Origin of the sequence: Sphingomonas floccifaciens, from assembly GCF_042681125.1 — a bacterium.
GTDB lineage: Bacteria > Pseudomonadota > Alphaproteobacteria > Sphingomonadales > Sphingomonadaceae > Sphingomonas > Sphingomonas floccifaciens.
Genome location: NZ_JBHUFC010000002.1, coordinates 1 through 21,315, shown reverse-complemented (window position 1 = coordinate 21,315; position 21,315 = coordinate 1). Strand labels below are relative to the sequence as shown.

At 64.4% G+C, this 21,315-nt stretch carries 14 protein-coding genes and 1 pseudogene; 3 read left to right on the top strand and 12 right to left on the bottom strand.

The window, feature by feature from the left end:
- Nucleotides 1–724: 724 nt before the first annotated feature.
- From ACFSC3_RS02945 to ACFSC3_RS02930, 4 genes are all read right to left on the bottom strand, one after another.
- A complete protein-coding gene (locus ACFSC3_RS02945; RefSeq protein ID WP_380938598.1) occupies nt 725–2,098 on the bottom strand; it encodes a hypothetical protein in 1,374 nt (457 codons plus the stop codon).
- Nucleotides 2,099–2,399: 301 nt separating this feature from the next.
- On the bottom strand, nt 2,400–2,621 hold the full coding sequence (locus tag ACFSC3_RS02940; protein ID WP_380938596.1) for a helix-turn-helix transcriptional regulator: 222 nt from the start codon (nt 2,619–2,621) through the stop codon (nt 2,400–2,402).
- A 147-nt stretch (nt 2,622–2,768) separates the two neighbouring features.
- The gene (locus tag ACFSC3_RS02935) at nt 2,769–3,965 is read right to left on the bottom strand and encodes a tyrosine-type recombinase/integrase (protein ID WP_380938594.1); all 1,197 of its coding nucleotides are present in this window, start codon (nt 3,963–3,965) and stop codon (nt 2,769–2,771) included.
- Nucleotides 3,966–4,258: 293 nt separating this feature from the next.
- A protein-coding gene (locus ACFSC3_RS02930; RefSeq protein ID WP_380938592.1) for an IS3 family transposase occupies nt 4,259–5,379 on the bottom strand; the annotation gives its coding sequence in 2 pieces (ribosomal slippage) (nt 4,259–5,130 and nt 5,130–5,379; 1,122 coding nt in all).
- Between the two features lie 57 nt (nt 5,380–5,436).
- Between ACFSC3_RS02930 and ACFSC3_RS02925 the strand changes: the two are divergent.
- Nucleotides 5,437–5,610: pseudogene (locus ACFSC3_RS02925) on the top strand (IS630 family transposase); the annotation flags it as partial.
- A gap of 54 nt (nt 5,611–5,664) precedes the next feature.
- Here ACFSC3_RS02925 and ACFSC3_RS02920 read toward each other — a convergent pair.
- The 3 genes from ACFSC3_RS02920 to ACFSC3_RS02910 form a co-directional block, all read right to left on the bottom strand.
- Entirely contained in the window at nt 5,665–7,908 is a 2,244-nt protein-coding gene (locus ACFSC3_RS02920) for a glycoside hydrolase family 3 N-terminal domain-containing protein (protein WP_380938590.1), read from the bottom strand.
- On the bottom strand, nt 7,898–9,916 hold the full coding sequence (locus ACFSC3_RS02915; protein ID WP_380938588.1) for a hypothetical protein: 2,019 nt from the start codon (nt 9,914–9,916) through the stop codon (nt 7,898–7,900). Before ACFSC3_RS02915 ends, ACFSC3_RS02920 begins: the two co-directional genes overlap by 11 nt.
- Before the next feature lie 65 nt (nt 9,917–9,981).
- On the bottom strand, nt 9,982–12,600 hold the full coding sequence (locus ACFSC3_RS02910; RefSeq protein WP_380938586.1) for a TonB-dependent siderophore receptor: 2,619 nt from the start codon (nt 12,598–12,600) through the stop codon (nt 9,982–9,984).
- A 160-nt stretch (nt 12,601–12,760) separates the two neighbouring features.
- Here ACFSC3_RS02910 and ACFSC3_RS02905 point away from each other — a divergent pair, with 160 nt between their 5' ends.
- Nucleotides 12,761–13,786, top strand: a complete 1,026-nt coding sequence (locus ACFSC3_RS02905; protein ID WP_205498065.1) for a LacI family DNA-binding transcriptional regulator — start codon at nt 12,761–12,763, stop codon at nt 13,784–13,786.
- Between the two features lie 3 nt (nt 13,787–13,789).
- Here ACFSC3_RS02905 and pgmB read toward each other — a convergent pair whose 3' ends face one another.
- Together pgmB and ACFSC3_RS02895 are read right to left on the bottom strand one after the other, a co-directional pair.
- The gene (pgmB, locus tag ACFSC3_RS02900) at nt 13,790–14,437 is read right to left on the bottom strand and encodes a beta-phosphoglucomutase (protein WP_380938584.1); all 648 of its coding nucleotides are present in this window, start codon (nt 14,435–14,437) and stop codon (nt 13,790–13,792) included.
- On the bottom strand, nt 14,434–16,602 hold the full coding sequence (locus ACFSC3_RS02895) for a glycoside hydrolase family 65 protein (RefSeq protein WP_380938582.1): 2,169 nt from the start codon (nt 16,600–16,602) through the stop codon (nt 14,434–14,436). Before ACFSC3_RS02895 ends, pgmB begins: the two co-directional genes overlap by 4 nt.
- 106 nt (nt 16,603–16,708) lie before the next feature.
- Here ACFSC3_RS02895 and ACFSC3_RS02890 point away from each other — a divergent pair, with 106 nt between their 5' ends.
- Nucleotides 16,709–17,983 (top strand): MFS transporter, encoded by a 1,275-nt coding sequence (locus tag ACFSC3_RS02890; RefSeq protein ID WP_380938580.1) that lies wholly within the window; start codon nt 16,709–16,711, stop codon nt 17,981–17,983.
- On the opposite strand, the gene ACFSC3_RS02885 is transcribed toward ACFSC3_RS02890, so the two are convergent.
- From ACFSC3_RS02885 to ACFSC3_RS02875, 3 genes are all read right to left on the bottom strand, one after another.
- Complete coding sequence (locus ACFSC3_RS02885; protein WP_380938578.1) at nt 17,947–19,461, bottom strand: tryptophan halogenase family protein; 1,515 nt, start codon at nt 19,459–19,461, stop codon at nt 17,947–17,949. The two genes, ACFSC3_RS02890 and ACFSC3_RS02885, sit on opposite strands and share 37 nt — an antisense overlap.
- Nucleotides 19,462–19,595: 134 nt before the next feature.
- Nucleotides 19,596–20,353 (bottom strand): IS5 family transposase gene (locus ACFSC3_RS02880; protein ID WP_380938576.1). Its coding sequence is split into 2 segments (ribosomal slippage): nt 19,596–20,020 and nt 20,020–20,353, totalling 759 coding nucleotides; the frame shifts between segments, so codons are not numbered across the junction.
- Nucleotides 20,354–20,614: 261 nt separating this feature from the next.
- Nucleotides 20,615–21,193 carry a TetR/AcrR family transcriptional regulator gene (locus tag ACFSC3_RS02875; RefSeq protein ID WP_198382195.1) on the bottom strand — a complete coding sequence of 193 codons (579 nt, stop codon included), beginning with the start codon at nt 21,191–21,193 and terminating at the stop codon, nt 20,615–20,617.
- Nucleotides 21,194–21,315: the final 122 nt, after the last annotated feature.

Genomic DNA, 21,315 nt, shown 5'->3' with positions numbered 1-21,315 from the left:
TCAATCTAAACAGATCGTTATCAGAATGGGCGCTGGCGGTCCACAGCGCAAATAAAGTTGACGACAAACGAAGCCACACAGAGTGCCAGAATGGGGCAGTTCGACCGGCGAGCTTATTCCCTGCGCAAATGCTGCTTAGCGCGCTTGCAAACCTTCGACACACCGTCCCCCGCCGAGCGCCACCCTTGCCCTCTATGGCCTTCCGAGCGGCTTCTAACACCCATTCACCGCCACAATTTGTCCTACCCCCATGCCTTTCTACCGATTAAACCGGATCGCGCCCGGAATGGTTGGCACCGTATCCACTAATCTGCGTTGCCTTCGAAACAGCGGGACAAGTAGCATGGCAGCAGACGACGTTGTGGTTGTTAGCCGCCATAGCCAACGCGACCTAGATATCGTCGGTGACAAGCTAAAGCGCTGTTACCGCGCTAACGACAATGATGGTGCGTTCGACGACCTACTCGCACGGTTAGATGGGGCAGGTGTTGGGCAGAACGCTAGCAACGGCGACCTGTCCGTAGCGTGATGGCACGTACAGATTAGCCGAAGCTATCGCGGTACATGCCAGCGCGGCAGCAGTTGGTCACTTATGGAGGTAGGTAACCCTTAGACGGACGGAGTTACCTTTCACCCTTTGCCTTTCTAATTTTGGCCCGGAATCATCATGAACCTCACAAGGGTAACTCGTATGGTTTCAAATTCCCTCTATCTCTTTTATATATCATTCTACACTTAGATAAGGATAAATACCTAGATAATGATGGAATGAGGATTTTAGTCTAAGCTTTACAATTCCAACCTTAGAAGCCGGAGCGATAAGTGAATCGTGAAGCGGATAACAAGGGCAGTTGAAATTCTTAACGAGTCCTAATGCGGCACGCAGGATAATCTCGCTTTCGATATGTTGAAGCTTTTGCCACCGGATGCTGCTAGTTTCCCACTTATCGAGCAAAGGGATTTTTGCTCTTACAAGAGCTTCGATCGTCCGAACAGGGTGCCGCTTCTGTAGGTCTGCGCCAAGGCGCTCCTTGATATCGGGCGACCACATATGGTGATACCCGGTATGACCGAGAGTCATCGCTACCCAAGCCTTGATAACTTTCCGATGAATAGCGGGGTCGAGGTCGAAGGGATCATTATCGCCACTGGGAAGCGGAACGCCTTCCAGCGCGTGCAAGATGGTCAAATGGCTAGCGCGAATATCGACTTCCACCGCCGGTTCACCGTTTATCGTCAGCTTCTTTCGATCCGCCTTCGAAACGTTCTGATACCCGCCGGCCGAATATATCCGACCACTCATATTCCAAGCGAAGTCGGGATCGTCGCCGCAATTGAACGTGCGATAGAATGCGTCATGCTCGGCACCACCGAGTACGTGGGGTGCCATGAGGCGGTTAAATTCGTTCATCAGGTTGGCAAGCACGACAACCCTCGGATCGGTTTTGTCGAAAGCCATATACTGCGCCTTCGGATGGTCACCGTTGGGCTTCCGCTTTGGACGCGTAACCTTCAATCGGATCGGAAAATCGCAGTCGGTCGGTTTGGTCGGCAACGTGAAATGCTGGCGCCAATCATCTGCGCAAAGGCCGCTTTCCGATAGCAAATTAATAAGGCTGGCGGTGGCCCAGATGCGGGTGACCTGCCCCTCTTTGGCGAAGACCCGGCCCGGTTCACACCACCCTTTCTCGATAGTAATGAAGCCGCTATCCAGAAGGTGCCGTATTGGCCGTTTAAACGCCTTGTAGGCTATGCGGCGGCCGGTGAAGTCGCCACACGCCATAGGACGGTAGCATGGCCGTATCGGGTCGTATGAGGCAGACTTGAGTAGGTCCGCTATTATAGCTGCCAACGCGGTTCGATACGCCTTAGTCGAGCGTGTTTTTGGTCCTGCTGCTTGACAGAGTTGGGTGGCGAACGTCGTGATGAAGGCATCCGCTTCCGCCGATGCAGCGACACGCAACAACGACATATTCACGGATGGCACGCTTTTAAGGTCGACGACCTCGACCGTTTCGAAGTCAATGACTCTATCATTTGCCGCGCTTGGGCATGCGGCATCAGTCGCCCCAATGTGGGGCGTCTCGGTATTTTTCATTTTTCACCTTATTTGGCTCGCCAATTGGGCGAGTGCAGACAGAATATCGAGCCGAGAAATGGCTGCAACCCCTCTTACAAAGCTTCTTTCCACCAGTCTTGTTTATTTTTGTTTATTCGGCGTTTAGGTATATTTCAAAATATATTAAGAAAGGTGTTTATTCTGGCCGAAATTGGCGAGCGTAGGCCGGGCACTTAAGATCGCGGCTTTGACAGACCGGGCGATAATCGGCGGAAGTCCGCATGGTATTGTCGGTTGGAAAGACACGTCGCTCAGTGATCGCGATCGGAAACGCGAAAGCTCACGACCCGTTGGTACGGCAAGCAATTTCGCGCTGATTAATCCACTCATCTACGGCCCGCGCTTTCCAGCCAACGGCTCGACGACCAAGACGAATAGGACGCGGAAAGCGTCCTTCCTCCATCATTAGGTACAGGCTCGACCGTGACAGGCCGATGAGTTGGCAGACTTCCGCACGCCGAAGGATGCGGTCGATCGCGGCGCTCTCAGTAAAATCGCTCATTCAAACAAATTAGCGGACCTTAGGTTGCGAGCGAGCGAAATGGCCGCGCTAACGCATAAAAAGACCGCTAGGCATCTACAAAATAACGATTTTTTGTCCGAAAGGTTGAGCGTTGCCCATCTACATGCCTACGCCAAAAACGACGGATTATGTCGGAATAGAGCTACGCAGACCGTCGAGATAGTCGGCCCACCACTGCGCCATTCTCACACGCTCGTCCCAATGCTGACCACGGTGATAGGCTGCCCGAACAGTGTCCCTGTCGTTATGGGCAAGTGCTCGTTCAATGGCGTCCGAACTCCACAAGCCGCTTTCATTTAACAGCGTACTAGCTATCGACTTGAATCCGTGACTTGTCATTTCATCCCCGCTGTATCCAAGCCTACGGAGCGCCGCATTCAGCGTATTTTCTGACATTGGTCGCGTACCGGGGTAAAGGGATGAAAAGACGTATTCAAAACGTGACGTAAGAGATTTAGCCTCTTTTAAGATGGACAGCGCTTGTTTACATAGAGGAACGTGATGCATCTTTCGCATTTTCATTTTCGATGCGGGTATTCGCCAGATTGCTTGCTCGATATCTATCTCATTCCACTTTGCCGTCCTTAGTTCGATTGGGCGAAGGTGTACGAGTGGTGCAAGTTTTAGCGCTAGCTTGGTCATTGGCTGACCATCGTATCCATCGATTGCACGTAGCAATGCGCCGACCTTTGCGGGTTCGATTAAAGCCGCATGATGCTTGACAACAGGCGCAGTCAGCGCACCTTGCAACACCGACGCGGGGTCGCCGGCTGCCCGCGACGTTGCCACCGCGTATCGAAACACCCGGCTCGCGAGCGAACGCATTCGACGTGCAGTTTCCAGATGCCCCTTTCGCTCGACTTTCCTTAGCGCTGCCAGCAACTCGGCAGGAGTTATCGCGTCTACAGCTAGATGGCCGATTGACGGCTCCAAGAGCGTGAGCAACCACCGCGATTTGCTGACCGTAACCGCCGCCCTGCCTTCGGCTTCAATTTTGTCGATGTATTCGGTGGCGACCAGCTTAAACGTCATGGCTTCGCGCTGAACCGCCGCAATTTTTGCGGCGCGGGCGGTTTGCGAAGGGTCGATCCCATCAGCAATTATTTTTCGTGCAGCGTCCCGCCGCTCCCTCGCTTCCTTCAAGGAAACCTCGGGATACCGCCCTAGAGACAGCTTCTTTTCTTTGCCAAGGTGTCGGTACTTTAGCCGCCAAAGCTTACCGCCGGAAGGCTGAACGAGAACGAACAGCCCCTTCTCGTCCGCGATTTTACGTGGCTTAGGACCAGCCTTCGCACTCTGTACAGCCTTGTCGGTCAGCGGCATTTGGTGGCCACCGTTTCACAGGCTAGCCAGTTGGCCCCAAAATTGGCCCCTTTAGGCTGCTGGAACTCGTCAGACGCTATCGGATCAAAAAGGAAAATCATTAGTCAAAAATGGCAGAAATCAGCCAGTTTTTCAATGATTTTGGGATCAGGTCGGATCGGAAGGTGGTGCCCCGTGCACCACCCTATAGGGCACTCGGATTGCTGGGAGATTTTAGTTCAATTATGACGCACTCTATCTCCGACTTGACGTGCTCCCCTGAAACTCCGCCAGTCTTGACGTGCTCCCCGTTTTCAGGCCGCTGATAGGTTAGCTTCGGTGTCCTCGTGCCCGTGGCGCGGGCGGTTGGTAAACTCGGCGGGTGCCATGCCGCCGAGGCTGCTGTGCGGACGCACGGTGTTGTAGTCCGTCCGCCATGCCTCGATGATCCGTCTCGCCGCAGCCAGCGAGGGGAACAGGTGCTCGTTCAGGCATTCGTCGCGCAAGCGACCATTGAACGATTCCACAAAGCCGTTCTGCTGCGGCTTGCCCGGGGCGATGTAATGCCACTCGACGCCCGTGTCCTGGCACCAGGCCAAAACGGCATGACTGGTCAGTTCGGTTCCGTTGTCGCTGACCACCATGCACGGCAGCCCGCGTCGCTCGGCAATGGCGGCGAGCTCGCGGACGACACGCCGACCTGACAACGAGGTGTCGACGATACACGCGAGGCACTCCCGGCTGTAATCGTCGATGACGTTGAGCATGCGGAACCGCCGGCCGCAGGCCAGTGCATCCGACACGAAGTCGAGAGACCAGCGCTGGTTGGGACCCTGCGGGATCGCCATCGGCGCCCGCGTGCCCAGCGCCCGTTTCCGGCCGCCACGCTTGCGCACCGTCAGCCGCTCCTCGCGATACAGCCGGTACACCTTCTTCAGGTTCATGCCCTTGCCTTCGCGCCTGAGCAGGACTGCAGACCGGCGATAGCCGAACCGGCGACGCTCGTTGGCAAGCTCGCGCATCCGCTCGCGGACAGCATCATCCTTTCCGCGAAGCGGCTCATATTGCCACGCCGACCGGTTGACCCCGACCAGCCTGCAGGCGCGACGCTCGGAGAAGCCGTGGTCGGTCATCAGCTTCTCCACCGCAGCGTAGCGATCCACAGACCGGGTCAGTTTTTTCCCAGCAGATCCTTCAGCGCCGACACGTCCAGCATCGACTCCGCCAGCAGCTTCTTCAGCCGCCGGTTCTCATCCTCCAGAGTGCGCAACCGCGCCGCTTCCGACACGGTCATACCACCGTATTTCGCCTTCCAGTTGTAGAAGGTCGCATCGCTGATGCCATGCTTTCGGCACAGCTCGGCGGTCTTCACGCCAGCCTCGTGCTCACGCAGCACGCCTATGATCTGATCCTGGGTAAAACGGCCTCGCCGCATCGCTCGTCTCCATCTGACGAGCTAACTTATCGATGGCATGATTTCCGGGGAGCACGTCACCCCGACCTCAATCCCATCGAGCAGGTCTTCGCCAAACTCAAAACGCTGCTCCGCAAGGCCGACACCAGATCGGTCGAGGCAACACGGAGGCAGATTGGTTCACTACTCGAGGCCTTCCCACCTCACCAATTCACCAACTACCTCCGCAACAGCGGATACGATTCAGCTTAGACGAATCAAACTCTAGGAGAGGAGCGATATCCGCAGAACTTTGGTCCGGTGGGGTTACGCCGGAACCTCTATGTCACTCGCCAAGCCATCTGCCGATGACAGCGCGATCCAAAAGCGGAAGGTGCCGGGTTCGAACATGGGCGACCCGTCAGGGCCGATGATCGCCAGCTGCGCGCGATCGATCACGAAGTGGACCCGATCGGCCGCCCCCCCCCTCATCGTCAGCCGGCGATAGGCGACCAGTTTGCGGCGCGGTTGGGTGCGGGACGCGACCAGGTCGTGGACGTAAAGCTGAACCGTTGTCTCGCCGGTGCGGTTCGAGCGATTGTGTACCTCCGCACTGACGGCGATGGTCGCGCCGTCGATCGTCGCCCGCGTCGGCCCGGTCGCAAAGGTCGCGTAGCCGAGGCCGTGGCCGAACGGATAAAGGACGGTGTCCCGGGCGTCGCGCCAACCTGCGCGGCCATCCTGGGGTGCGGGCGGCGGCAGGAGCGGGCGGCCGACGCTCGGCCGGTCGTAGGACCAGGGCTGTTGCCCGGTCGCCCGCGGAAAGCTGACCGGCAGGCGACCGGTCGGTTCATGGATGCCGAACAGGATATCGGCGATCGCATGGCCGGCTTCGCTGCCGAGGAACCAGGTCGCGAGGATCGCCGGCGCGGCGGCGACGGCTCCGTCGAGCGCCAGGGCGCGTCCGTGCGTCAGCACGACGACGATCGGCTTGCCTGTCGCGGCGACGGCAGCGGCCAGCTCGCGCTGCGGCGCTGGGATCGTGATGTCGACGCGGCTGTTGCCTTCGCCCGACATGCTGGCTCCCTCGCCGATCGCCAGCACGACGATATCGGCGGCGCGGGCTGCGGCAACGGCTGCAGCGACGCCGTCGGCGACGGGCGCCTCGATGCCCGAACCCGCGACGACCTCGATCCGCGCATCGACGCCCATGCGCGTGCGGATGCCGGTCGCCAGGTCGATCGCGTTCGTGCCGGTCGAGGCGAACGACCATGGGCCGTTCACCTGGCTGCGGTCCGCGCCGAAGGGACCGATCAGCGCGATCCGCTGGCCGGTACGCGCCAGCGGAAGCAGCCCGCCGTCGTTCTTCAGCAGGACGATCGAGCGCCGCGCCGCCATGCGTGCCGCCGATCGGATCGCGGCGCTGCCGACCGTTCGGCGTTCGACACCGGCGTTAAGCGAGCGCATCGGATCGTCGAACAGGCCGAGCCGTTCCTTCAGTATCAGGACCCGCGCGACCGCGTCGTCGACACGGGCCAGCGGGACGTCGCCCTTAGTGACCAGGTCCGGGAGCCAGCGTTCGTACAGGCCGCTCTGCATCGAGATATCGACTCCGGCCAAGATCGCGATCCGCGCCGCATCGCGGTCGTCGCGGGCATAGCCATGGGCGACGAGTTCGCGGTCGGCATCATAATCGGACACGACCGGTCCGGCGAAGCCGAGCGTGTCGCGCAGCAACCCGGTCAGGACCCGGCGATCTCCGCTCAGCGGGACGCCGTTCAGCGTGCCGAACGCCGACATCGTACTGGCAGCACCAGCGGCAAAGGCAGCCGCGAACGGCGGCAGCTGAGTTTCGCGCAAGGTGGCGTCGGACAGCTCGATCGCGCCATATTCCATGCCGCCGGTGACCGCGCCGTAGCCGACGAAATGCTTGGGCGTGGCGGCGATCGTTTCGGGTCGCCGCAGGTCGCTGCCCTGGAACCCGCGCACGCGCGCCGCCGCATAATGGCAGGCAAGCAGCACGTCCTCCCCCGCCCCTTCGGCGACCCGCCCCCACCGCTGGTCGCGGGCCAGATCGACCATCGGCGCGAACGTCCAGTGCAGCCCGCTCGCCGCCGCTTCGCGCGCGATCATCCGCGCGCTTGCCTCGGCCAGCACGGGGTCGAACGCGCTCGCCTCGGCCAATGGAATCGGAAAGATTGTCGTATGGCCGTGCAGCACATCGGCAGCGAACGCCAGCGGGATGCGCAACCGGCTGTCGAGCGCCGCCGCCTGCGCGCGCCGCGCGCCGGCGACGCCCAGGCCGTTGAAGATCATGCCGACCTGCCCCGCCCGGATCGCCGCGAGTTGCGCGGCGGCGTCCTGCGGATTGACCACGGGATTGAACACCGCGCCGACGGGTCGGATCGCGTCACTGTAGCAGCTGAGCTGTCCCGCCTTCTCCGCCAGCGTCATCCGCGCGATCAGGCCGGCAACCCGCGTGGATGGCGCGGCACGCCCCACCGACACGAGCAGCGACACACCCAATGCCGCCGCGCCGCCGGCGATCAGTTGGCGGCGATCAACGCGCACCGGCAGGCGGGTTCACCGCGAGATAGACGGTGCTCCACAATTGTGCCGCGTTCGATTCGTCGGCGTCGCCGCTCGACGCCCCAAACGGCGCGACGCTGTAGCGACCGTTCCTGTAGTCCCACGACCACAGTTCCGACGTGCGAACCGCACCACCGCCACCGATCGCCCGCCACAACTCGCCTTGCGCGCGCTGCAACACAGTACGCGTGGCCGCCGGCAGATCGCGCCGCTCCAGCTGTCGTGCCAGACCGGCGGCGAGCACCGCCTGCTGCCACGACCAGACCACCGTGCCATGATAGGCGGTACGCCCGAACCGAGCCTGGGTCGACGCGTCGGCATAGGCCGGATTGGCGACCAGCAGACCGATTGGCGTCAGCAGCCCCGCCGGAAACGGGCGCAGCATGGCACCGACCGACCGGTCGAGCTCGCCTGCGCTCGGCAGGCCGAACAGCAGCGCGAATCCATCGTCGGAATGGAGCACCGGCACCGTCCGACCGTCTGCTGTGAGCGACAGCGCGTTGAACGCGAGCGGGCCGGTCGGCAGGGTCGCGAGTGCAGCGGCCGCATCGACGCCCGCGGTGCGGGCATAGGCGGCGACGCTGCGCCGTGCGGCATCGGCAGGGATCGTCGCAGTGAACAGCGGCGGCGCTTTCGCCATCCACACGCCAGCCTGGGCATCGGCCGCGGCCAGGCGCGCACGCTGTGCGGAATCGAGATAGCGATCGAGCAGACCGCTGCGCGCGAACCGCGCGATCGCCGTCAGCGAGGCGGGCACGAACACCGCATTCACGTCATAGGCATATTTGCCGCGCCCGAGCCCTTCCTCGCTGTCGCGCCATTGGCCGGTCAGCCGATCGCCCTTCAGACCGACCAGATTGGCGACACGCGGGTCGCGGGCGAAGGCGGCGGTGCGCTCGACGACCCAGGCGAAGTTGCGTGCCAGCGCGGCGCCATTGGTCGTCCCGCCGGCATTGCGCCGGGCGAGGAACGCCGCCGCCCGCGCCTGTCCGCCCGGTCGATCGAGTAGCCAGGCCCCCGCGACCGGCGGCAGCATGAAATCGTCGTCGACCATCGCATAGTCGTAGATCGGCGTATCGACCCGCCCGCGGCCTTCCTTGGCGTTGCGCAACACTGCGAACTCGCCGATGTCCTCCTCGTGCGCGACCTCGCCGTTGGGCGCCAGACGCGCGAGGACGGAGGCGATGCCATCCTCGACCGCGACCGGCTGGAGCACCGGCATCAGCAGCCGCAGCGACATCAGCGTGTCGCGCCCGAAATAAGTGTCGAACCGCCACGACCCGGCGAGGAACTTCTCTTCGTAGCTGAGGAAGGCGAGCGCGTTGCGCGTCTTCGCGTCGGGTGCGGCGGCGGCGGTCAGCAGGGTCGCGCCCTGCAGCGGCGTCAACGGTCGCTCTCCGGTCAGGCCGACGACCTTGAGCGTGATCCGCCCGTTCCTTCCGCTGCGCAGTTCGCGCGTATCGACTCGTGTGCCAGCCACCCCGGTCAGCGCGAGCCGGTAGCCCGCCGCACCGTCGAGCCGGTCGCGTGCCCAGACCAGCGTGTCGCCGTTCATCCGCGGCGACGTCAGCACTTCCGCCGGCGCGGTCTTCAGCAATTCGTAATCGCGCAGCACGCGGATCGACGACAGCACCGCCTGGCGGATACGCAGCGCCTTCGCACCGGTCGATACGGTCGTCTCGAACCCGTGTAGCGCACGCCCCCTGGCATCGCGCAGCGTCACCGGTCGTGGTGCGGTGACGATCGTCCAGGTGACGGGCGCGCTATCCTCGAACCACAGGCCGACACCGCTGTTTCCGGCGGGGAAGCCGGCGAGGATGCGGGGGTGCGCCCCCGATCGCAGCAACAGATGTGCGGCCGCCGGCCCCTGCCGGACGAAGGCGTTGATGTTGCGCCCCTCGTCGATGCGGAATTCAAGCATCGGCGCCGCCTGCGGCGCGGCCGCCGCCAGGGTCAGGGGGGCGAGCGTCGCGATCAGGGGCAGGCGCATATCAGGCGTTCCCGAAACAAGACGGGCGGACACGGCCGAAACCATGCCCGCCCAGTGGGAGGAGTCTAGAAGTCGATACGAACGCTGGCCACCGCATTCCGCCCGAAGATCGGTCGGGCGAAATAAAAGTTGGAACCGGTGTTCTCGGTGAAGCCACCGCGCGGATTGCCTTCGGTCAGGCCGATCGCGTTGGTGATGTTCTCGACACTGATGTTCAGCTGGACGTTGGGCGCCACGTTGAACAGGACGCCGGCCGAGAACAGGTCGTACCCCGGCAGAACCAGCGAGTTGGAGATGTCGGCATAGATCTTCCCGATCCGCTTCCAGCTGCCATAGACTTCGCCCATGCCGTTCGGCAGGACAAACGACGGCGTGACGGTGACGTTGGTCGCCGGGGTGCGTTCGGGGCGATTGCCGTTGAACGTGTCGATGTTCTGGATGTCGCGCGCCGGCGGTGCCGATTCACGACCGTCGTCCAGATAGGCGCGATTGACCGACAGACGCGAGCGCTGGAGCACGCCGGTCGCCTGGATGCGGAACCAGTCGACCGGCCGCACGGTGATGTCGAATTCGCCGCCGTACACCTCGATATCCGAATCGGTCACGACGTTGCGACCGGTGACGACCAGGCTGGCACGGCTGAACGGATAATTCTTGAACCGGGTGTAGAAGCCCGCAAGCGTCGCCTGCAACCACGGCGCGCCGTAGCGAACGCCGGCCTCGGCGAACTCAAGCTCGGTCGGGTCGTTCTGCTCCTGCCCCTGGAAGCCTGTCGCGTAGCGGCCGTACACCGCGAAGCGATCGGTCACCAGGAAGTTGGCGCCCAGCGTGTAGGCCACCTTGTCCCAAGTCTTGGTCTGGGTGCCGAAAGTGCCGTCGAAGCCGCCCGAAATGTAATTGTTGGCGATAATGTTGTCGGCATCGACCAGCAGGTTGCCGTTCGCATCATAGGTACCCGACCCAGCGATCGGCGTACGCACCGTGTTGCCGAAACGGCGGTCGACGTTGAAATGCTCGTAGCGGATGCCGCCGTCGATGCGCAGACGGTCGTCGAACAGTTTCAGTTCGTCCTGGGCATAGGCCGAGATCGATTCGAACTTCAGATTGTTCGAACCCTCGCCCCAGGTGCCGTAGTTCAGCACACCGCGATCGGTCTGGTATCCGACGATCTGCCCCGCGGCATTCAGGGCAACGACGTCCAGCCGGCGCGCGTTGTCGCGGACATCTGTCAGGACGGTCGCCGTGCCGATCGAATCGTTGTAGCGGCTCGACTTGGTAAACAGCGCGCCGACCGTCAGCGAGTTCTTGTCGGCTTGCCAGCGCACGCCGGTATCGCTGTTGAACTCCTTCACGCTGGCGCGATTGTTGGCCGCGACATTCTCAGACACCAGGCCGTTGCCGTTCAGCGCATTTTGCGCGGCGGTCCCGTCGATGATCTGACCGGTGTCGACATAGCGGTAGGCAAGCCGGGTGGCGCCGGACGCGCGGAATCGTGCCAGCGCTGCGCGGGTCCCGTTGGCTCTGTCCGACGTGTCGGTTGCCGCAGGGTTCAACCGCTGACTACCCAGCTGCAGGGCATCGTTGTCATAGCTGAAGAATGCGTTGAAGTTCGTGCCGAACGACGTGTAGCGCCCCTTGGCGAAGAACGAGAATTGGTCGGACAGGTCCTTCGTCAGGTCATAGCCGAGAGTGTACGCCTTGGTCGCGACCCCGTCGCGCAGGTCGACGTCCTTTGTGCTCGATCCCGTCCGCGGCGACGTGAAATTGCGGAAGAACGACACGTCACGACCCGCCATCGTGCCGTCAAGCGCGCTGATGCCGGGGATCGACCGCGGCCTGCCCACACCCGTAACCGGCACCGGCAGGTAGAAGGTCGAGTGATCGTCGATGACCTTCGCCGACAGGATCAACTCGCCGCCGCTGGCGAACCGCTGGGCGATCGCACCGCGCCACTGAAAGCCGTGGTCGGCGGGGTAGCCCGTGTTTCTGAGTCCTTCGGAATAGCGATAGAACCCGCCGATCGAGATCGCGGTGTTCTCCGCGATCGGCTGGGTCATGAACGTCTCGAAGCGCGCCGTGCCATAGCTCGACGTACCGAGCTGGACCGACCCGGCGGCACGGTCGTAGTTCGGCTTCTTATTGATGAAGTTGATCGTCGCACCGGCACCGTTGACCGTCAGGATGCCCGACGAGCCGGACCGCACCGCCTCCAGCCGGTCGATGTAGACACCCTGCTTCAGCACCGTGTCGCTCAGCGCGTTGATGTAGAAGACGGGCAGACCGTCTTCCTGCAACTGCACGAACTGCTGCCCGCCGCCGGCGAGACCGCGGACCGAGAAATTGTTCGACGCCTCACCGCCCGACCCTTCGACGAAGATGCCGGGGATGAGCTCCAGCGCCTGCGCGGTCGAACGCGGCGCCTTGCGGTCGAGGTCCAGGCGATCGGCGACTGTGATCGCCGATGACGAGGTCAGCACGGTCGCGCCGCGCGTGCGGGTGCCGGTCACGATGATTTCGTTCAGCGGATCGGCCGCATCGGGCGTCGGGTTCACGCCGCGCTGGTTGCTGGCGTCGTCGGTCTGGGTGGTGCCGGTAGTGGCGGGCGCCGTCTGCGCGGCGGCCACGCTGGCCCACGCCAGAGCGCCGAGCGACGTGGCCAGACCGAGAGTGAAGGTGCGGGACATATCTGATCCTCTCCCCTGAGTGCTGATACTGCTGACGCCTTCGCTGGTCGGGCGCCTTGACGGTCACTGCTATGCGATCATGAAATGCATTTCAAGGTTGTTTGAGTCGAACTGCGTCCAGCCGTTGCACCGCTCTCACCAACCGCCTAGGCTGCTAGCGATGGCAGGGAAAGCGGGCACGACACGCGGCCGGTCGATGACGGTCAACATGGACGATATCGCGCGGTTGGCAGAGGTGTCGAAGCCGACGGTTAGTCGCGTGCTGAACGGCAGCCCGCTGGTGAGCGAGGCAACGCGTGAGCGGGTGCTGCAGGTCGCCCGCGCGCACGGCTATGCCGTCAACCGCAACGCACAGAAGCTGCGCCAGGCGCGAACCGAGACGATCGCAGTGATGCTCGATTTCGGGTCGCACCGCCACGGCCGCATCGCCGATCCGTTCGTGTTCGAACTGCTGGCGGGCGTGTCGGAGGCGCTGTCGGTCCGCAACCAGGACCTGCTGCTGTCGCCCCCCGGGCTGAGCGACGCGCAGGCGTGCATCGACCTAATCGCCGGGCGGGCGGCGGACGGTTTCATCTTCCTGGGCCAAGGCGGACGCGAACCGATGCTGCGCGACCTCTCCCGCAGCGCGACGCCGTTTGTCGTGTGGGGCGCGGTGAACCCGGAGAACAGCTATTGCGCCGTCGGCAGCGACAATCGCCTGGGCGGACGGCTGGCGGGCGACCTGTTCGTCACGCGCGGCGCGCGGCGCTGGCTGTTCGTCGGCAATGTCGAGCATGAGGAAATCCGCCTGCGACACGAAGGGTTGCGGCAGGCGGGCGATGCCGCCGACGCCAGCATCGACCTGCTACTGGTCGAGCATATGGCCTATTCCGCGGTCTATGCCGGGGCCGCCGCCTGGCTGACGCGCCACCCCGCCCCAGATGCCGTCTTCGCCTTTTCGGACACCGCGGCGATGGCGGTCATCGCGGCGTTCCGCGACGCTGGGCTTAGCGCCCCCGACGATTATGCGCTGGTCGGATACAACAATATTCCCCCCGCCGCCGACTTCACACCGGCGATCACGACGATTGAGCAGGAGACGCATTTGGCGGGCGCGATCCTGGTCGAAAAGCTGATGCAGCAGATCGAAGGCAGCCGCGCGAAATCGACGATGCTGCCGACCCGGCTGATAGTCCGGGATACCTGAGGATCAGCCGAACGCGCGGTCGATGTCGATGGCGTCAGTCGTCGGATAGACCTGATCGGCGCCCGGCAAGTCGGTCGCCGCGCCAATGCCGATCGCGCGCATGCGCGCCGCCTTGATCGCGACGACCCCGGCTCCGGCATCCTCGAACCCGACGCATGCCTGCGGATCGATACCCAGGAAGCGTGCGCCATCGAGAAACAGGTCGGGCGCGGGTTTCGGCGCCAGCCGCGCGGGGTCGGCGACATGCGCGAAGACGTCTGCGATCCCCAGCCGTTCGAGCACGCGCGGCGCATTGCGACTGGCGGACGCCAACGTCGCAGGCATCCCGCGGGCGCGGACCGCGTCGAGCAGCCGCCGCGCGCCCGGCAACAGGTCCTGCGGCCCCATCGTCTCGACCACGTCGAGATAGGCGACGTTCTTTCGCGTCGCCAACCGCTCCATCTCGTCCGGCGGCAGGTTCACGCCCCCGATCGCCAGGATCGCACGGAGCGAGCCCATGCGGTCGACGCCCTTCAGCGCCTCGTTCGCGCGTTCGCCGAATGGGATGCCAAGCTCGTCGGCGATCGCCTTCCAGGCGACGAAATGGAGCCGCGCGCTGTCGGCGAGGACGCCGTCCAGGTCGAAGACCGCGAGCTGGAATGGGCCATTCACAGCGCGCGCTCGATCGTTTCGCCACATGCGATCGTTAGCGCCTCGTCACTGTGACGGAAGGCGACCGGCCCGCCGCTGTCGAGCGTGTATCGCACCCGCGTGTCCGACACCGTCACCTTCAGCGCGCTGCCGTGCCAGAGGATACCGAACGCGTAGCCGCCCAAGGCGGGCATTGCGATCGGCGCGAAGCCGAGGCCGTCGAGCACCGTCATCCCGGCGAACCCATAGACGAGTGCGCTCCACGCCCCGGCCAGTGCGGCCATGTGCAGCCCGTGCCCGCTGTTCGCGAACAGGTTGGACAGGTCGGTCATCACCGACCGGCGCCAATAGGCCAGCGCGCGATCGGCATCTCCGACCGACGCCGCCAGCATCGCGAACGGTGCGGCCGACAGGGTCGAATCGTGGACGGTGACCGCTTCATAGACGTCGAGCATCCGCGTCCGCGTGTCGCGATCGAACCGCCTCGGCAGGATCGCGGCCGCCAGCACCGCATCGGCCTGTTTGGCGACGCGGTGGCGGTAGATCGTCAGCGGGTGGTAATGGATCAGCAGCGGGTATTTGTCGGGCAGCGTCGCGGCAAACGGCCAGGGTTCGAGTGCGAAGAACCGGTCGTCCTGCGCGGGGATGTTGCGCTCCGCATCGAACGGTACCGCCATCGCATCGGCCGCTCGCCGCATCGCCGCCACTTCGTCCGCGGACAGATGTGCGCCGGCGACTGTCGCGGCGAAGCGCAGATGCTCGGCCGCCATCAGGTTGGTATAGAGGTTGTTGTCGACGATCGCCGAATATTCGTCCGGCCCGGTCACCCGGTTGATGACGAAGGCGTCGCCGCGGGCCGGATCGTGCCAGCCGATCTGCAGCCAGATGCGCGCGGTCTCCGCCAGCATCTCCGCCCCGCCCTCGTCGAAGATCGCGGTATCGCCGGTCGTCGCGACATAGAGGCGCAGCGCGTGCGCGATGTCGGCGTTGATGTGATATTGCGCCGATCCCGCCGGGAAGAAGGACGAACATTCGCGTCCGCCGATCGTGCGCCACGGGTACAGCGCGCCGCGCGTCTGCCCCATCGCCCGTGCATTGGCGCGCGCGTCGTCGAGGCCTGCGATCCGCCAACGCAGCATCGCCCGCGCAATGTCGGGCGCGACCAAGGCCAGGACGGGCAGCGCATAGCTGTCGGCATCCCAGAACACATGGCCTTCATAGCCTTCGCCCGTCTGCCCCTTCGCGGCGAGCGACGTGCGCCCGTCCCGTCCGGCCGCCTGTATGAGCTGGAACAGCGCATGTCGCATCGCGCGGGTGCCGCCGACCGTGTCGGGCAGGTCGATCCCCACGACGCGCCAGATCGCGTCGAACCACGCGCATTGTGCGGTACAGGCCGTATCGAAATCGATCGCGGTCACCGCGCGCGCGGTCGCGATCAGCGTGTCGGGCGACGCATCGCGGGCCGCGGCAATGCCTGCGACGACATCGATCTGCGCGATGCCGGCCGCCCCGATATCGATCGCGCCGCCGCCGGAGACGCAGACCGCGACCTGCCATCCGCTCACGGGCAGGCGATCGACGCGGTGGTGGTCGGCGGTCAGTAGCGCCTGCCACGGCGATCGGGCGAGTGCGGGACCGACGCGGGGGTCATACGGTGCGTCGGCGTCGGGCGCTTCGGGACCGGGCGGCGGCAGGATGTGCGGCACGACCGACAGCGGCGTTCCGACCGGCCCCTCCGCGCGGATCCGGGTAAACACCGCATCGCGGTCCATCGCCACCAGTCGGTCGAGCGTGACCCGCACCGCGCCCAGCGACGCCGACAGTCGGAGGCGTCCCGCAGCCATGTCTAGCTCGGCCTCGTCCCACGCCCGCAGCGGACGGCCGTCGACCAGGATTCTCAAACGCGTCGGATCGGCGGTCGCCAACCGCGTGTCGCTCGACCGGGCATAGCCGTGCGCTGCCTCGTGATAGGGGATCGGCTGTTCTTCGTAGACGCCGTTCAAATAGAGCGTCGGCTCGTCCCGCCCGCCAGGCCCCCGCAGGCCGATGAAGCCGTTGCCAAGCGACAGCAGCGGAGGCGTCTGCTCGAACGCGAGGGCCGCCGCATCCGCCGTCAGCCGCCAGCTGTCGCCACCATAGGGCGAGGCATCCGGGTCCGGTACCGGCAGCGGCCGTGCCTCCATCATTACCCCTCCCTCGCGCGACGTTGCTTTGAAATCCGTTTCATAATAGCTGATGCGAGAGGCGCAACCCGGCAAACGCGATGTGCCGAGCTTGGGAGGGGAGTGTCTGGTGACGCACGCACGGCTGAAGCTCGCACTGTTCCTGACCTACGCGGTGTTCGCGATCCTGCTGAACAGCGTCGGCACGGTCATACTGCAATCGATCGCGCATTTCGGCGTCGACAAGGTCGCGGCCAGCACGCTGGAGGCGTTCAAGGACCTGCCGATCGCGGTGGTCAGCTTCCTGGTCGCATCGTTCCTGCCGTGCATCGGCCTGCGCCGCGGAATGATCGCCGGGCTCGCATTGGTGTCGGTAGCCTGTCTGGCGATGCCGATGCTCGACAGCTTCGCGGCGACCCGGCTGCTGTTCCTGGCGACCGGCGTGTCGTTCGCGCTGGTCAAGGTCGCGATATACTCGTTCGTCGGCCTGCTGACCGATACCCCACACGCGCATGCCGCCCTGCTCAACGCGATCGAAGGCGTGTTCATGCTCGGCGTGCTGGCGGGCTACTGGCTGTTCGCGCTGTTCATCGACCCCGCCGACCCCGCCGGGGCGGGCTGGCTTCGCGTCTATTGGTGGCTGGCCGGCATCGCGGGTGCGGCGATCCTGCTGCTGCTGACCGTCCGCTTCGACGAGCGCGCCGCGTTCGCCGCCGATGACGCCGACGCCCGACCCGCGACACCGTCCGGCGAGTTCGTCGCCATGCTCCGGCTCGTCGCGACGCCGCTGATCCTGGTCTTCGTCGCCAGCGCCTTCCTCTACGTCCTGGTCGAACAGGGCGTCGGCACGTGGTTGCCAACGATCAACCGCGAAGTGCTCGGCCTGTCCGCGCCGATGAGTGTGCAGGCGGCGTCGATCTTCGCCGCGGGCCTGGCGGCGGGACGCCTGGGTGCGGGCGTCGTCGTCCGTCGGACGGGCTGGCAGGCGCTGCTGATCGGATGCCTCGTCGCGATGGCGATGCTGCTGGTCCTCGTCCTCCCGCTGGCGGAGGCAGAAGGGGGCCGGACCGTGACGAGCTGGGCCGATGCGCCGCCGGTCGCGTATTTGCTACCGCTGATCGGGCTGTGCATGGCGCCGATCTATCCCACACTCAATTCGGCAATCCTGTCGGCGATGCCGAAGCGAACGCAGGCGTCGGTCGTGGGGCTGATCGTCGTCTTCTCCGCGCTCGGCGGCACGACCGGGTCGTTCATCGTCGGGCGGGCCTTCGCCGCGGTCGGCGGCATCCAGGCGATCTACGCCATGCTGGTGCCGATCGCGGCGTTGCTGGTTCTCGTCGGCCTGCTGGGCCGGCTGCGCACACGCGATCAGGACACCGACAGCCGCTCCAGCCACGCCGTGTGATCGGGTAGCGATGCCGCCAGCGCCGCCGCCTCGCGCGCGGCGCGGGTCATCGCCGCTGACACTTCGGCATCGCTCGCGGCATTGGCGATCGGATGCCAGCCGCGGGGCGCGATCCCCTGCCCGTGCAGCACCTGCGTCCAGGCGACCGGGCTGAACAGTTCCTCGTCGAACCGGATCACGCGGCCGCCCGATCGATACAGGTCCAGGCGGGCGGCGAGCGTATCCGGCAGCGTCATCGACCGGCACGCCTCCCACAGCGGCCCTTCGCGCCGGGTGGCGTGGTAGTGCAGCATCACGAAATCGCGGACGCTTTCGAATTCGAACCGCATCCGGCGGTTGAACTGCGCACGCTCGGCCGCCCAGTCGCGCGTCGCCGGCATCAGCCGCAGCAATTCGGCGATGCCTTGCTGGATCAGGTGGATGCTGGTCGATTCGAGCGGTTCGACGAACCCCGCCGCCAGCCCCAGCGCGACGCAATTGCGCGACCACTGTGTCCGCCGCATGCCCGTCGTGAAGCGGATCGGCCGCGGATCGCCGATCGCCGGCGTGTCGAGCCCGGCCATCAGCGTGTCGGCCGCACACTCGTCGGACAGATGGGCGCTCGCATAGACCAGCCCGTTGCCGGTGCGATGCTGCAGCGGGATGCGCCACTGCCACCCGGCCACCTTCGCCGTCGATCGGGTTAGCGGGATGATCTGCGCGGCGCGTTCACTCGGCACCGCCAGCGCGCGGTCGCAAGGCAGCCAGTGCGTCCAATCCTCGTATCCGCTGGCGAGCGAACGTTCGATCAGCAACCCGACGAAGCCCGAGCAGTCGACGAACAGGTCGCCGGCGACCGTATCCCCGCCGTCCAGCCGGACCGCCGTGATGTCGCCGCCCTCGCCGTCCCGCAGGACTTCGACGATCCGCCCCTCGCGGCGCACTACGCCCTGTCCTTCGGCCCGCCGACGCAGATAGGCGGCGTAGAGTGAGGCATCGAAATGATAGGCCCAGGCCAACGGCGTCGCGCCCTGCGGTGGGGCAAACCGCCCGGCGCGAGCCGCCAGTGCCGCGGCCGAGAAGTCCCACAGGTCGAGCGCCCCGCCCGCCGCCCGCCAGCGCTGCCAATAGGGGACGAAGCCGATCAGGCCGAGCGACGGGCCGATCTCGCCGAACGCATGGACATAGCGCTCGCCCGGCACGCCCCAGTCGACGAATTCGATCCCCAATTTGTAGCTGCCGCCGGTCGCGCGCAGGAAATCGGCTTCGTCGATCCCGAGCCCGGCGTTGAACGTTCGGATGCCGGGGATCGTCGCCTCGCCGACCCCGACCGTGCCGATCGCGTCTGATTCGACGAGCGTGATCGTCATCCGTGGCCCCAGAAACCGTGCAAACGCCGCCGCCGCCATCCACCCCGCCGTTCCGCCACCGACGATGACGATCCGGCGAAGTGCATCTGCTGTGGAGTCGGGTCCGGTCGGGCGAGGTTCGGTTGTCATGGCAGGCGATTGTGTCGCAGCGCGCAGGCTGGATCAATCATTCGTAAGCGGGGAAAAACCCGACGTCTTCCATGGCTGCTCCAACGGGCCATTGGACCTGAAGTTTATTCATGGCTAGGGTCAGGACTCGTTGATCACAGCCAGAAGATGACGGTTGCTGCCAAGGCGATGGCAGAGAAGAAGGCGGTTGGGCAGCGATCGTAGCGGGTAGCGACGCGTCGCCAGTCTTTGAGGCGGCCGAACATGATCTCGATGCGGCTGCGACGGCGATAGCGGCGCTTGTCGTACCTGGCGGGCTCATTGCGCGATTTGCGGCCCGGGATGCAGGGCTGGATGCCCTTGGCCTGCAGGGCGTCCCTGAACCAGTCGGCGTCGTAGCCGCGGTCGCCAAGCAGCCACTGTGCCTTGGGCAGGTCATCCAGCAGTGCTGCCGCGCCCGTGTAGTCGCTGACCTGGCCCGCGGTCATGAAGAAGCTCAGCGGGCGTCCGTTCGCATCGGCGAGGGCATGGAGCTTGGTATTCATGCCGCCCTTCGTGCGCCCGATCAGGCGGCCGAGATCCCCTTTTTAACCCGCAGGCTCGATGCCGTGCGGTGCGCCTTCAAATAGGTAGCGTCGATCATGACCGTTGCTGGCTCCGCGCCCGCGGTCGCCAACCCCTCCATCATGCGCGTGAACACGCCTGCCGCCCCCCAGCGCTTCCACCGATTGTAGAGCGTCTTGGGCGGACCGTAAGCGCTCGGCGCATCACGCCAGCGCAGCCCATTCTTGTTGACGAACACGATGCCGCTCAGCACCCGCCGGTCGTCCACCCGAGGCTTGCCATGGCTCTTGGGAAAGAACGGACGCAGCCGCTCCATTTGCTCGTCCGTCAGCCAAAGCAGGTCGCTCATTGCAGTCTCCTCACGGAGTCTGAATCAGATCGCGGCACTCACATCAATGGGTCCTGACCCTAGCTCGACACCGGCGCGTAGCGCGGCGATTTCATCGGATCGCCGCTCAGCACGTTCACCCATCTTCCAGGTGCCTTGACCCATTGAAGGAACCACTTCCCCGCCGAGCAATGTCACGTGTTTCATGTGCTTTCGTCCAATGAGATGAGTTCGACTGTTCGGTCGCGGGAGGCGGATTGGCAGATGACCACCATGTAACGATCATATCGCGGCCGGCCATCGATCGAGTGCCATTTTGGCGATGGAGAGCAGTTCGTTGATCGTAGCGCCGTCGCGCGCCTGAACGGACATGCCTTCCATGACCGTATTGATGAATTTGCCTAGCACGGCCGGATCGGTGTTGGCCGCAAGCTCGCCCTGCGCGGCGCCGCGTTGCAGACGCTCGATCAGGAGGGCCTCCGCCGCGATACGCTTGTCGCGCAGCAGGCATTCGATGGCGGCGGACGCCGGCGAAACGGCTGCCGCTGCCGAATACATGAAGCAGCCGGCCGGCGTTCCAGGTTCCGAGAATGATGACGCCGCTCGTTCCAGCAGGCCTTTGACGGCCTCGTAGGTGGACAACGCCGGATCGTTGATGGGTGCATAGAGGTGGACGCTGAATGTCGCGGCGTAGCGCTCGATCACCGCCGCAAACAGCCCCGCCTTGTTGTCAAACGCTGCATAGAGACTGGCAGCGGCGACGCCAGTCTCCGCCACCAGATCGGCCATCGATGTCGCCTCGTAGCCGCGCTGCCAGAACAGCCGCACCGCCTTGTCGAGCGCAGCGTCAGTGTCGAACACACGAGGGCGGCCTGCGCGGCGACGGGCTTTCGTCTCTGTCATCTCTGGTGCACGATATGGAACGATCGATAAATAATATCTTGAAACGGGTGGTCTTCTCCCTTACAGAACGATCATTCAAT

Bases quoted from the DNA above. Each gene is read 5' to 3' on its own strand.
- ACFSC3_RS02945 (WP_380938598.1), bottom strand. From the start codon at position 2,098: ATGAAAAATACCGAGACGCCCCACATTGGGGCGACTGATGCCGCATGC.
- ACFSC3_RS02940 (WP_380938596.1), bottom strand. From the start codon at position 2,621: ATGAGCGATTTTACTGAGAGCGCCGCGATCGACCGCATCCTTCGGCGT.
- ACFSC3_RS02935 (WP_380938594.1), bottom strand. From the start codon at position 3,965: ATGCCGCTGACCGACAAGGCTGTACAGAGTGCGAAGGCTGGTCCTAAG.
- ACFSC3_RS02915 (WP_380938588.1), bottom strand. From the start codon at position 9,916: ATGCGCCTGCCCCTGATCGCGACGCTCGCCCCCCTGACCCTGGCGGCG.
- ACFSC3_RS02905 (WP_205498065.1), top strand. From the start codon at position 12,761: ATGGCAGGGAAAGCGGGCACGACACGCGGCCGGTCGATGACGGTCAAC.
- ACFSC3_RS02885 (WP_380938578.1), bottom strand. From the start codon at position 19,461: ATGACAACCGAACCTCGCCCGACCGGACCCGACTCCACAGCAGATGCA.
- ACFSC3_RS02895 (WP_380938582.1), bottom strand. From the start codon at position 16,602: ATGATGGAGGCACGGCCGCTGCCGGTACCGGACCCGGATGCCTCGCCC.
- ACFSC3_RS02910 (WP_380938586.1), bottom strand. From the start codon at position 12,600: ATGTCCCGCACCTTCACTCTCGGTCTGGCCACGTCGCTCGGCGCTCTG.